The sequence below is a fragment of the Arthrobacter sp. StoSoilA2 genome, assembly GCF_019977195.1.
In the GTDB taxonomy this organism is placed as follows: domain Bacteria; phylum Actinomycetota; class Actinomycetes; order Actinomycetales; family Micrococcaceae; genus Arthrobacter.
The window spans coordinates 4,219,812-4,231,000 of the sequence record NZ_AP024643.1; the positions used below are offsets into that span (position 1 = coordinate 4,219,812).

Genomic DNA, 11,189 nt, shown 5'->3' on the forward strand with positions numbered 1-11,189 from the left:
GCGGAACCGGCACCCCAGGCCGGCCACGCCGTCGTCGCCAGCTCGGGCCCGGGCGTCAGCTCCGGCAAGAACTTATGCAGTTTCCGGCAGCAGTTCCCCGTACGGTGCCACCACTGTCCCTGTGGCGGTCGAGTCCGGGTTCAGCATCCAGCCAACCCGTTTGGCCGTGTTCAACATGACCACACTCTCCACGAGTTCGATGCCCGGGATCCGCTGCTGGATGGCGAGTTCCATCTCCATGATCTCGGCCAGCGACCGAAGCCACATGATCATGGTGAAGTTGGTGCGTCCGGTGGTGGACGCCGAGAACCTGACATTCCGGACCGAACGCAGTTCCGTCGCGGCGGCTTCGTGTTGGCCCGCCGGAACGTTTGCAAACCACTGAACGGTGATGGGGAAACCGGAGAATTTTTGGGCGATCTCACAGCGGAAGGAGAGCATCCTGCTGCTCAGCACCCGCCCCAACTGGCGTTGCACCGTGGCGGGATGGCGCCCCAGAGCCCGCGCAATCTCAGCAGCAGAAGCACGTCCGTCACGGGAAAGGAACGGGATGAGGGCCAGATGGCTCTCCGGTAGCGGCACGACGATGACGTCGGGAGCCGACGGGTTGGCTGATTCAGGCCCCGCCAGTGCCCGGAGCGCCTGCTGTTCCCCCTTCGTGAGCACATTCAGCCGCCACGCATAGCCACTGGTGTGGATGCGTGTACACAGCGACGTGTGGTACTTGGTGAGCCCCCGGACTTCCTTGAGCCGCGGCAGCAGGCTGGTGCTGAACTGATCGAGGTCCTGGGTGATGACCGTGAGTGTGAGGTCGCGGTTGCTGGCCGCTTCTTCGACGGTGATGACCTCGGGGAGCTCTGCCAGGGCTGCCGTGACCTGCGGCCGGAGATCCATTTCGCAGTCGATGTCCACCATGGCAAGGCACATGTTCTTCGGATCGCCCATGAGATGCGCAGTGGTCCATGCCGCACCGGCAGCCTTCAGGCGGTCCCACCGCGCGGCCAAGGTTGTGGCGTGGACGCCGAGGACTTCGCCGGCGTCGGACCAGCTGATGCGGGGCGAAATCTGCAGGGCATTGACGAGGCGTAAATCCTCTTCACTGAGTTCCATGAGTTCATTCTCGCAAACAGTGCATGAATCCTGCGTTTCTGGGCCTTTCGTGCATTTTTATAGATGTTTTCAGAATTGTGAGTTCAGTCACCACAGAATTGCAGGAAGAACCTATACCCCCAGCACGAGCAGGAGAACACATGACCATCGCCGCCGACGCCAAGGAACTCCAGGACGACATCGTCCGTCTCCGCCACGACCTCCACCGCGAACCGGAGATCGGCCTGCAACTCCCCCGTACCCAGGAAAAAGTACTGAAGGCACTCGACGGACTCCCGTACGAGATCACCTTGGGCAAGGACACGACGTCGGTCACCGCGGTTCTGCGCGGTGGCGCTGCTCATGCGTCAGCCGAGAAGCCCGTGGTGTTGTTGCGCGCAGACATGGATGGCCTTCCGGTCCAGGAAACCACCGGCGTTGACTACACCTCCCGTGTCGATGGCGCGATGCACGCCTGTGGCCACGACCTCCACACGTCCATGCTCGCCGGAGCAGCTACCCTCCTGGCTGAACGTCGTGATCAGCTGGCCGGCGACGTCGTCCTCATGTTCCAGCCCGGCGAAGAAGGCTTCGACGGCGCCAGCTACATGATCAACGAAGGCGTCCTGGATGCTGCCGGCCGACGGGCAGATACGGCCTACGGCATGCACGTCTTCTCCGCGCTGGAACCCCATGGCCAGTTCGTCACCAAGAACGGTGTGATGCTCAGTTCCTCGGACGGACTCGTGGTGACTGTGCTTGGCGCCGGCGGGCATGGCTCTGCACCCCATTCAGCCAAGGACCCCGTGACCGCAGCAGCGGAAATGGTCACCGCCCTCCAGGTCATGGTGACCCGCCAGTTCAACATGTTCGATCCCGTTGTCCTCACCGTCGGCGTGCTTCACGCCGGAACCAAGCGGAACGTGATCCCGGAGACCGCCCGCATCGAAGCCACCATCAGGACCTTCTCCGAAGAGTCCCGGCAGAAGATGATGGAGGTAGTACCCAAGCTGCTCCAAGGCATCGCTGCAGCCCACGGTTTGGAGGTTGATGTGGATTACCAACAGGAATACCCCCTCACCATCAACGACGAGGACGAAACGAACACCGCGGAAAAGGTCATCGCCGGCATGTTCGGCGAGTCCCGACTCACCCGGATGGCAACTCCCCTGGGTGGTTCCGAGGACTTCTCCCGCGTCCTGGCCGAGGTTCCGGGAACCTTCGTCGGGCTCAGTGCCGTTACCCCCGGCACCGACCACGCGACGTCGCCCTTCAACCACTCGCCGTACGCGACGTTCGACGACGGCGTCCTCACCGACGGCGCTGCCCTCTACGCCGAACTCGCCGTATCCCGCATCGCGACCCTCGCCGCCAACTAACTCCCAGCCCCACCCCACCTTGGAGAAACACATGACCGCCACCGTTGGAACGTCCACCGAAGTCAAGGTCCACAAATCCCACCTGCGAACCCTCGTAGGAACAGGCATTGGCAACGCCGTTGAATGGTACGACTGGGCCATCTACGCCACGTTCTCGCCGTTCATCGCGAGCGCACTGTTCAGCCAGGCAGACCCAACATCAGCTGTGCTGTCCACCTTGGCGATCTTCGCCGTCGGGTTTGTTGCCCGGCCGTTCGGCGGTTTCCTGTTCGGCTGGATCGGCGACCGCATCGGCCGCAAGACGTCCATGACGGTAGCTGTTGCCCTCGGCGCTCTCGGCAGCCTCCTCATCGGCATCGCTCCGACGTTCCAGGCTGTGGGCGCGTTCGCATCCGTGATGCTCCTGCTCGCCAGGCTCATCCAGGGCCTTGCCCACGGTGGTGAGCTGCCGTCGTCGCAAACGTACCTGTCCGAGATGGCACCCAAGGAAAAGCGCGGCTTCTGGGCGACGCTCATCTACACGTCCGGCACCGCCGGCATTCTGGCCGGAACTCTGCTCGGCGCGATCCTCACGGCTGTCCTGACCAAGGACGACATGAGCGCATGGGGTTGGCGCATTCCGTTCCTCATCGGTGGTGCACTGGGCGTCTACGCGCTGTTCATGCGGGCCAAGATGAAGGAAACCCACGCATTCGAGGCCGAGACGCCCAAGGAAAAGCGCCTGCCGATGTGGCCGCAGATCGTCAAGTACCGCAAGCAGGCACTGCAGGTCATCGGCCTGACGGTTGGCCTCACGGTGGTCTACTACATCTGGGGTGTCGTGGCTCCGAGCTACGCAGCCACCACGTTGAAGATGGACCGCGGTGCAGCGCTCTGGGCCGGCGTGATCGCCAATGTCGTCTTCATCGCCGCACTCCCCTTCTGGGGCAAGCTGTCGGACCGCATTGGCCGCAAGCCTGTCCTGATCGGCTCGTCCATCGGTGCCATGCTCATGCACTTCCCCATGACGTGGCTGCTCAAGGATTCCCCGTGGCAGCTGACCGTGTCCATGTCCGTGATGCTGTTCTTCATTGCTGGTAGCGCGTCGATTGTCCCGGCCGTCTACGCCGAACTGTTCCCGACGCACATCCGCACTGTTGGCGTCGGCGTCCCGTACTCCATCTGCGTGGCTGCCTTCGGTGGCACTGCTCCGTACCTCCAGACCTGGCTGGCCAGCGTTGGCCAGGGTTACCTGTTCAACGTCTACGCAGTGATCCTGCTGGTGATCGGCATCGCGTTCGCCTTCTCGATCCCCGAGACCAAGGGCAAGGACCTAACCCACTAGGTTCTCCCAAGTAAGTCGCAGCAGATGCCATTTTGAGCGGTCAAAACGGCATCTGCTGCGACTTACTTGGGTTAAACGGACTTGTCGCGACCTGCCCGGTAGCCGAAGAAGGCAGCCAGCGCTCCGACCACAAGGAACAGGATTCCGGCGGCCGCGAATCCGCCCGTGGCTTGGTGGAGCTGCCCCACCAGCAGCGTTCCCACCGATCCCACTCCGTAGCCGACGCCCTGCATCATCCCGGACAAGTGCGCGGCAGTATGGGCGTCGCGGGTGCGGACCATGATCATCGTGAGGGCAACAGCCGTGAGCGAGCCCTGGCCGAGGCCCAGCAGTCCGGTCCAGATCCAGATCAGCCCAGTCGGTCCGAAGATGCTGAGGGCGAAGCCACCGCCGGTCATCAGGGCCACCACGGTGTTGATCACCCTCTGATCCTTGAACCTGGTGGCCAGGGCGGGGGCGAAAAGTGAACCCAGCATCTGCAGCACGATCGACACCGACACAATCAGCCCTGCCGTTCCGCCATCGACGCCGCGGTCCCTCAGGATCGGCGCCAGCCACGCGAACACGCTGAACGACATCATGGCCTGCAGCACCATGAACAGCGTGACCTGCCAGGCCACGCCCGACCGCCACACGTTCACGCCGCCACGGACCGCCTGGTGCCGAACGGCGTGCTGCCGGACGGCCAGCGGAAGGAAGAGCAACAGCACGACGCCGGCAGGCACCGCCCAGGACCACAGCGCCGAAGTCCACTGGCCGGTTGCCGTAAAAACCGGAAAAGTGAACCCGGCACCAAGAGCCGCGGACGCACAGATCGCCGTGGTGTACAGGCCGCCCATGAGCCCGAGCCTGTGCGGGAAGTCTCTCTTGACCACGCCCGGCAGGAGTACGTTGCAAAGGGCGATGGCCGCTCCGCACGCTGCCGTTCCGGCTAGGAGTGCTGGAAGGTGCCCGGTTCCCGGAACCTCCGTTGGCCTGAGCAAGAGTCCCGCCGTGAGAACAGCCAACGCACCGAGCAGTACCCGTTCTGCACCGAACCGCCTCGCCAGTACAGGGGCCAGGGGTGCGAAAACGCCCAACAATGTCACGGGAACGGTGGTGAGGACCACCACCGCCCAGCCCGGCAGTCCGGCGTCGGACGTTATTTCCGGGAGGACAGCCGAGAAACTCGAGAAGACCGTCCGCAGGTTCAGGCCGATCAGGACCAGGCAGATGCCGAGGTAGATCAGGCCCCTCTTGGAGCGGAGCTGCGTAGGTGGGGCGGGCGGGACGTCGTCGATCTCGGCATCCACGGCGATTTCGGGGCGAAGGGCCGGGTAGCGGATCGGTTCTGCCTGGCCGCTTGTATCTGCGACGCCTGGCCTGTTCGAGGAGGTCACACGTCCTATTCTGTCAGCCGTGTCCGATCTGCTGCCCAAGAGCGTGATGTGACCGCGACGGCCTCGTCTGGGCCAGCCATCCGCCCACCGGAACCCAAGTATTCTGGAATGGATGAGTGAAACCCCAGATTCCCCGCGACCAGTCACGCCCGGCAGCCAGGCTTCCTTCGGAACGTACGGCGGCCGGCCGGTCAGTTTCGTGCGCCGCGGCACCCGTTTGCAGGGCCGCAGGCAGGCCGCGTGGGAGGAGCACGCCGAGCGTTGGGCCGTCCAGGTTCCGCGTCACGTCGCCAACACCTCAGTCCACCCCGATTACACGTTCGACGCCGAGGCAGTGTTTGGGCGCAAAGCTCCCCTGATCGTCGAGATCGGTTCGGGTTTGGGTGACGCCGTGGTCCATGCCGCCGAACAGAATCCGGACAAGGACTTCCTGGCTGTCGAGGTTTACACTCCGGGCCTGGCCAACACCATCATCAAGATCAACAGCCGTGGCCTGACCAATGTGCGCGTGGTGGAAGCCAATGCGCCCGAAGTTTTGGAGTCGATGCTTCCTGCCGGTTCGGTCAGTGAGCTCTGGGTGTTCTTCCCCGATCCATGGCACAAGGCACGCCACCATAAGCGCCGCCTGATCCAGCCGGCTTTCGCTTCCGTGGCCGCCAAGGCTCTGGAAAAAGGGGGCTACTGGCGCATTGCCACCGACTGGTCCAACTACGCCGTACACGTCCGCGAGGTTCTTGCAGGCTCAACGGAATTTGAGAACATGCACGAAGGCGAGCGCAGGGGCGAGGAGAGCCCTCTGACGCAAGTGTGGCAGTCCGGCGTCGAGTCTGTTGTGGGAGGGGCGCCGGTCCGGGAAGGCCGGGCGCCTGTCAGCACTGAACATACGGGTCCGAACGAGGGCGTGGACGAGGAAGGCGGCTGGGCCCCCAGGTTCGAGGGCCGTATCCGCACCAGCTTTGAAAACAAAGCCCACGAGGCCGGGCGTATGATTTTCGACCTCACGTATCGCAAGATCTAGCGCACGGACTTTGGGGGAAATATGAGCTATCAGCCACCGGTTGAGTACTACCAGCAGCAACGGTCCAGGACACCGGGGTTGGGTGCTGGCATCACAAGCATCGTCTCCGCGATCCTCTCGCCGATTGCCGCAGTGGTCAGCATTCCCCTGGGCGTCGCCGCTGTCGCTTCGGCGATGAGCCGCTACAACCCGGGCAACGACGTCTGGTGGTTCAGTGCGCTCATTCTGGCGCTGGTTGCCGTGATTCTTGCCATTGTTTCCGTCGTCAGTGGCCTGATCGCCGTGTTTCGGGCGGGGCGCATGAATGCCGGCCGCATCACGGGGATCATCGGACTGGCGATCATGGCGGTCAATGTTTTTGGCGTTGCCTTCATGGTGCTCCTGGTGCTCGGTTCAGGGCAGGGGTCCTGAATGCCACAGGTCCGCGCCGAGCGGTTCATCCGTTTGGATCCCGAAACAGCCTTCGCACTCTCGCAGACCGCTGGTGAATTCAGGCTCAGATGGGATCCGTTCATTTCGGCCCAAAGTTTCGTGGACGGAGCCAAGGAAGCAGGCAAGGGAGTCCGCACACGAACCGTGTCCCGTATGGGACTGAAAATGGTCAGCGAGTACGTCTCGTACGTCCCTCCCCGAAACGTAGGAATGACCATGGTGTCCGGGCCTTGGTTCTTCGAGAACTTCGGCGGCGGCTGGCGGTTCACCCCCGACGACGGCGGCACCCGGGCGGTCTGGAAGTACACCTTTTCCTGCCGCCCGGCTTGGGTGAAGCCCGTGGCAGAGAGAATCGGGAGCTGGTTGTTGGGCCGCGAAATCGAGCGCCGGATCGAAGCATTTGCACGGGCTTGCGAAGACCCAGCCCTCGTAACCGAGCTGCGGGCAAACCTGCTGCACTAAGACCTAGACCTGCACTGAGATCTACGGCACCGAAATCTACGGCACCGATATTGAGGCCACTGTCTTTTCGGCCTCATCCCGAAGTTCCACTCCGGCTATACCGCCAAGCTGCACGGGCGTAGCGCCAGTGATCTTGATGCGGCCACTCGGCGTTGCCGTCCAGCCGCAGGTGCGCTCTTCCGCCCCGTCCCGGCCCTTCACCCAGAGGTAGAGCGTTCCTTCGAGCGGCATGCTCTTGCCTTCGACCTCAAGCTGGGTGCCCCAGGTCTTCTTGACCATGCCCACTGTCAGCTGGAGCCCCGTTTCGGACTGGACCGAGTAGCTGGCATCGGGTTTTGGTGGTTGGTTCAGCAGCGGGCCCGCAAGGAAGCCAAGTGCCAGGCATGCAGCGGCGACCGCCCCCACGAAAGCCGCCCACCGGCGTCGTGATTTCTTCCTGCGTGCCGCAAGGTCAACCAGGATCTTCTGCGGCAATGCTTCCCGGCCCAGCTCCAAGGGTGAGAGGGCACCGGCGGTACCCGTCACGGTGAGTGCGACGGCGTCGGAGGCAGGAACGGCGTCGAGCAGCGCGGGGAGGCTTTCCAACTCCTCGAGTTCGCGCCGGCAGGCAGCACATCCGGCGAGGTGCTCTTCAAAAGAGCGGGCCTCCTCGGGGTCGAGCCCTCCCAGCAGGTAGGCGCCCAGCAATTGGTGGACGGTGTTGCCGTTCATCGTTCCACCCCCATTTCATCAAGGATCGTTCGGAGGGCTTTCACAGCATAGAAAGCCCTGGATTTCACGGTTCCGGCAGGTATGTTCAGCTGCAGCGCTGCCTCACTGACGGTGAACCGCTGGTAGTGCAGGGCCACAAGGACCTCGCGGTGTTCGTGGCTGAGCCGCAGGAGCGCCTCTTCCATGAGGACTCGGTTCAGGAGCTCATCAACGCGTTCCGTCGCAACGTGGTCTGGAAAGTCGTGCTCGCCTGCCTCAACAGGGCGCCTCTGGGCCTTCCTGTAGTTGTCGATGATGACGTTGCGGGCAGTCCGGAAGAGGTAGCTGCGCAGACTGCCCGTGATCTCCGGCGCGTGCTGCCACACCTTGAGGATGGTTTCCTGCACGACGTCGTCTGCTTGGTGCGTGTCCGAGGTGCAGCTGAGCACAAAGCGTTTCAGGGCCGTGCCGTGATCGCGGTAGATTGCCGCCACCACGTCCTCGTCCAACGGCATAGCCACCTCCTTCGCCTTGTTTCCTGCTGCCCTACCCCCATACGACGCCACGTGCAGCGAAAAGGTTCAGTTCCTTGAACCATTCTTCCCCCGCCTGCGTCGTAGGGGTTAGCGCCGACCCATTCCGGCCGGCCCGTCAAAGGAGCTAAAGATGAGAAATAGACTCAGCGTTGGACTCGGCGCAGTGGTTTTCGCCGTGGCTCTTGCCGGTTGCGCCGGAAGCCCCGGGACAAGCGGCACGTCTACTACCGCGCCGACGGCCGCCACTTCCTCGACGGCACCTACCTCCATGTCCCCAAGTACGGACGCAATGTCCAGTCCGGCCGCGGCAGGCGCGGAGATGAAAGTTGCATCATCCAGCGCCGGGCAGATCGTGGTGGACAGCAAGGGCATGAGCCTGTACTTCTTCACCAAGGACGTCAAGGATTCAGGAACCAGTGCATGCACGGGCGCCTGCCTGGCCGCTTGGCCGGTGTTCACGACGACGTCGGACAAGCCGGCTGTTGAAGGCGTCAGTGGCACCGTGGGAACCATAGCTACCCCTGACGGGAAGAAGCAGGTCACACTCAATGGCATGCCGCTGTACTACTACGCCAAGGACAAGGCTCCGGGCGACGTCAACGGCCAGGGCGTGATGAACGTCTGGTACCTGGTAAGCCCCAGCGGCGAGATGATCAAGGGCGCCGCCTCGGGATACTGAAGCGTGACACCGAGATCGTGGGAAGCCTGCCGTGTCGCCGAAGGGTTACGTGCGTACAGGCAGGGTTCCCACGCACTCGCGCTCAGGCCGCATCACCTGAGTGCCCGAAGGATGCGTTCCTTGAAGGCGCGCTCTTGAAACAGGTCCTTCCACTCGATCCGGATAAACCGCCATCCCTCCTCGACGAGTGCCTTTTCCCGCCGTCGTTCTTGAAAGATGACCTCCTCTGTCGGATTGAAGTCGAAGTATTTAGTGCGACCGTCAAACTCCAGAGCCAGTTTTTGCTCTTCCCAAGCGAAATCCATGCGATGGCGACCCAATCGGGACTGCACCTCGAATTGTGGCTGTGGGGGCCTGATGCTGAGCCTTTGCATCAACTCACGGGTAAGCGTCTCGCCAGCAGACTCGGAGCGGGGGTCTGCGTTGTCCAAAGCCTTGCGCAGCGTGCGGATACCCCGCTTCCCGGAGGAGACCGTGGCCAAGGAGGTCAGCCTGCTTCTATCAGCGCCGATGCGTAGTCCATGATCCATAATCACCAGTGCTTTGGGATAGCTAAGCATCCTTGCACTGTCAAAGATGGTGCGTTCGAGTGTGGTCGCCCGCAAACCCTGAACCTGCACGACCTCGTCCTCAGTGAAGCTTTCTGTGTGTCCCCGAACGTCCTTGCCCCATCTGTCGGAGGAAGGCCTGGTCGTGTGCAGAACATGAACCTTGTCATCCACGCCCCACACAAACAGGCCGTGGAGTCGTGCCGCCGACAAATGGCTGTAGACGAAACCGCCTGTTGACGTTGTCAGCGTCGCGTGCGCATGTGCCAGGATCCGCTCCTTGGCCTGTCTCCTCGGACCCAGTGCATTCCACTTGCTGCCCCTGATGTAGCAGCCGTACCTCAAGCGGTGCAGCTCACCGGAGTCCACCAGGGCCTTGACCTTTCGACTGTTTAGGCCGAAGCGGAGTAACTCGTCGGTTCTCCACATGTACCCGCGCACAGGAAGCAGGTGGACTAACGGGGTGGTGCTTTCAGGCGATGATGTTGGATCCATGGCCTTAGCATGCCGACGAAGCATCCAGTCCTTAAAGGGGTGCGCGACGCTATGTGGACATCCGAGTGCCGAGGCTCCGGGAACGATGCGAATACGCCGGAAGTTTGCCCATGAACGCGCACGTTTCCAGCGAAGTGAGGAGACGCCAGGCCTACCATCACCGCAGGGGTGACAGCCAAATCGCCCGAAAAGCGCGGGATCGCCGGAACGCTACGGCGATTGCGGAGCGTTCCGGCGATCCCGGCGGGTCTTTCCCGCGAACTCAGCCCTGCGGGGGTGAAGCCTGCAACGCTGCGCTCTACGCGTCCGCTAGTTCGTCGGACTCTTCGAACTCCACCGCCGCGATGATTTCCTTGGTCTCAGGGTGGATCATGAAGGCTTCCTCGTCGTCCTCCACCATGATGTAGTCGCCGTGGTCGGTGGAGAAGTGCCAGGCGAGGGTCTTCACGCCGTCGTGCTCGTAGTTGGGGTCTCCCATGGTGATCTTCTGCAGCGCGTAGCCGGCCACGTCGCACAGTTCCCGGATGATGACCTCAAACTCGGGTGCGTTGGCGAGGGCTTCTTCGTCAGCTTCGGCTTGGCGCTCGGCAAGGTCCGGAATCAGGGCAACGCGCTTGGCGATGTGTGCTTCCAACTCCTCGTCAGCCAGAACCAGCAGCCCGGGCTGGTTCCGAAGGTAAGCGGCGTTGAGGTCGATGATGTCCTCTTCCTCCAGCAAGGCTTCGAACTCGCCGTCGAGCTCGTCCAGGACAACGACGGCCTCGAGGGGCGCTTCGGAATCGTCCAGCTCGCCGTCGAGGTAGGCCTCGGCGTCGTCCTCACTCAACGCATCAAAGGCTGCAGCGGTGCGGTTGAACAGGTCCAGGTGCCGGGTGGCACCCATGCCTTCCAAACCGGCACGCACGTAGGCGTCCAACTCTTCACGCTCCGGGGCGGTGAACACGTACTGGGCGAATCCACCGGCCAACGCCTGTGTCAGGTAGAAATCAACAAAGTAGCTGTTGAGCGCGGGGGACGCGATTTCGTCGCTGTTGAGGAGCTCCGCATACATCTGGTTCACGACGTTGACGTTGGAATCCACTACGTCTGCATTGCCTGCTTCGAAGCTGGCCTTGTTCAGGACGACGGGGTACTCGTTGGTAGTCATGGGAAATCCTC

The 11,189-nt window shown here is 62.6% G+C and carries 12 protein-coding genes; 6 read left to right on the forward strand and 6 right to left on the reverse strand.

Features of this window, described 5'->3' with window-relative positions; genetic code table 11:
• Positions 1-72: 72 nt before the first annotated feature.
• A complete protein-coding gene (locus LDN82_RS19230; protein WP_224089131.1) occupies positions 73-1,110 on the reverse strand; it encodes an Lrp/AsnC family transcriptional regulator in 1,038 nt (345 codons plus the stop codon).
• A 140-nt stretch (positions 1,111-1,250) separates the two neighbouring features.
• Between LDN82_RS19230 and LDN82_RS19235 the strand changes: the two genes are divergently transcribed.
• Entirely contained in the window at positions 1,251-2,468 is a 1,218-nt protein-coding gene (locus tag LDN82_RS19235) for a M20 family metallopeptidase (protein ID WP_224165464.1), read from the forward strand.
• A gap of 31 nt (positions 2,469-2,499) precedes the next feature.
• Positions 2,500-3,792, forward strand: a complete 1,293-nt coding sequence (locus LDN82_RS19240) for an MFS transporter (protein ID WP_224165465.1) — start codon at positions 2,500-2,502, stop codon at positions 3,790-3,792.
• Between the two features lie 71 nt (positions 3,793-3,863).
• Here LDN82_RS19240 and LDN82_RS19245 read toward each other — a convergent pair whose 3' ends face one another.
• The gene (locus LDN82_RS19245; RefSeq protein WP_224167578.1) at positions 3,864-5,117 is read right to left on the reverse strand and encodes an MFS transporter; all 1,254 of its coding nucleotides are present in this window, start codon (positions 5,115-5,117) and stop codon (positions 3,864-3,866) included.
• 166 nt (positions 5,118-5,283) lie between these two features.
• On the opposite strand from LDN82_RS19245, the gene trmB reads away from it, so the two are divergent.
• Genes trmB through LDN82_RS19260 form a run of 3 tightly spaced genes read left to right on the forward strand, consistent with a single transcriptional unit; the run spans position 5,284 to position 7,083 of the window.
• Entirely contained in the window at positions 5,284-6,189 is a 906-nt protein-coding gene (gene trmB, locus LDN82_RS19250) for a tRNA (guanosine(46)-N7)-methyltransferase TrmB (RefSeq protein ID WP_224165466.1), read from the forward strand.
• 21 nt (positions 6,190-6,210) lie between these two features.
• Complete coding sequence (locus LDN82_RS19255) at positions 6,211-6,600, forward strand: hypothetical protein (RefSeq protein WP_224165467.1); 390 nt, start codon at positions 6,211-6,213, stop codon at positions 6,598-6,600.
• On the forward strand, positions 6,601-7,083 hold the full coding sequence (locus LDN82_RS19260) for an SRPBCC family protein (protein WP_224165468.1): 483 nt from the start codon (positions 6,601-6,603) through the stop codon (positions 7,081-7,083).
• A gap of 36 nt (positions 7,084-7,119) precedes the next feature.
• Here LDN82_RS19260 and LDN82_RS19265 read toward each other — a convergent pair whose 3' ends face one another.
• Together LDN82_RS19265 and LDN82_RS19270 are read right to left on the reverse strand one after the other, a co-directional pair.
• Positions 7,120-7,794 carry a zf-HC2 domain-containing protein gene (locus LDN82_RS19265; protein WP_224165469.1) on the reverse strand — a complete coding sequence of 225 codons (675 nt, stop codon included), beginning with the start codon at positions 7,792-7,794 and terminating at the stop codon, positions 7,120-7,122.
• Positions 7,791-8,288 (reverse strand): sigma-70 family RNA polymerase sigma factor, encoded by a 498-nt coding sequence (locus tag LDN82_RS19270; RefSeq protein ID WP_224165470.1) that lies wholly within the window; start codon positions 8,286-8,288, stop codon positions 7,791-7,793. Before LDN82_RS19270 ends, LDN82_RS19265 begins: the two co-directional genes overlap by 4 nt.
• 151 nt (positions 8,289-8,439) lie before the next feature.
• Here LDN82_RS19270 and LDN82_RS19275 point away from each other — a divergent pair, with 151 nt between their 5' ends.
• Positions 8,440-8,988, forward strand: a complete 549-nt coding sequence (locus LDN82_RS19275) for a hypothetical protein (RefSeq protein WP_224165471.1) — start codon at positions 8,440-8,442, stop codon at positions 8,986-8,988.
• A gap of 92 nt (positions 8,989-9,080) precedes the next feature.
• Here LDN82_RS19275 and LDN82_RS19280 read toward each other — a convergent pair whose 3' ends face one another.
• Positions 9,081-10,031 carry a hypothetical protein gene (locus tag LDN82_RS19280; RefSeq protein ID WP_224165472.1) on the reverse strand — a complete coding sequence of 317 codons (951 nt, stop codon included), beginning with the start codon at positions 10,029-10,031 and terminating at the stop codon, positions 9,081-9,083.
• A 298-nt stretch (positions 10,032-10,329) separates the two neighbouring features.
• Entirely contained in the window at positions 10,330-11,178 is an 849-nt protein-coding gene (locus LDN82_RS19285) for a hypothetical protein (protein ID WP_224165473.1), read from the reverse strand.
• Positions 11,179-11,189: the final 11 nt, after the last annotated feature.

What these genes read in the sequence shown, in the direction of transcription:
- LDN82_RS19230 (WP_224089131.1), bottom strand. Translation starts at nt 1,110, where the DNA reads ATGGAACTCAGTGAAGAGGATTTACGCCTCGTCAATGCCCTGCAGATT.
- LDN82_RS19235 (WP_224165464.1), top strand. Translation starts at nt 1,251, where the DNA reads ATGACCATCGCCGCCGACGCCAAGGAACTCCAGGACGACATCGTCCGT.
- LDN82_RS19240 (WP_224165465.1), top strand. Translation starts at nt 2,500, where the DNA reads ATGACCGCCACCGTTGGAACGTCCACCGAAGTCAAGGTCCACAAATCC.
- trmB (WP_224165466.1), top strand. Translation starts at nt 5,284, where the DNA reads ATGAGTGAAACCCCAGATTCCCCGCGACCAGTCACGCCCGGCAGCCAG.
- LDN82_RS19255 (WP_224165467.1), top strand. Translation starts at nt 6,211, where the DNA reads ATGAGCTATCAGCCACCGGTTGAGTACTACCAGCAGCAACGGTCCAGG.
- LDN82_RS19260 (WP_224165468.1), top strand. Translation starts at nt 6,601, where the DNA reads ATGCCACAGGTCCGCGCCGAGCGGTTCATCCGTTTGGATCCCGAAACA.
- LDN82_RS19265 (WP_224165469.1), bottom strand. Translation starts at nt 7,794, where the DNA reads ATGAACGGCAACACCGTCCACCAATTGCTGGGCGCCTACCTGCTGGGA.
- LDN82_RS19270 (WP_224165470.1), bottom strand. Translation starts at nt 8,288, where the DNA reads ATGCCGTTGGACGAGGACGTGGTGGCGGCAATCTACCGCGATCACGGC.
- LDN82_RS19275 (WP_224165471.1), top strand. Translation starts at nt 8,440, where the DNA reads ATGAGAAATAGACTCAGCGTTGGACTCGGCGCAGTGGTTTTCGCCGTG.
- LDN82_RS19280 (WP_224165472.1), bottom strand. Translation starts at nt 10,031, where the DNA reads ATGGATCCAACATCATCGCCTGAAAGCACCACCCCGTTAGTCCACCTG.
- LDN82_RS19285 (WP_224165473.1), bottom strand. Translation starts at nt 11,178, where the DNA reads ATGACTACCAACGAGTACCCCGTCGTCCTGAACAAGGCCAGCTTCGAA.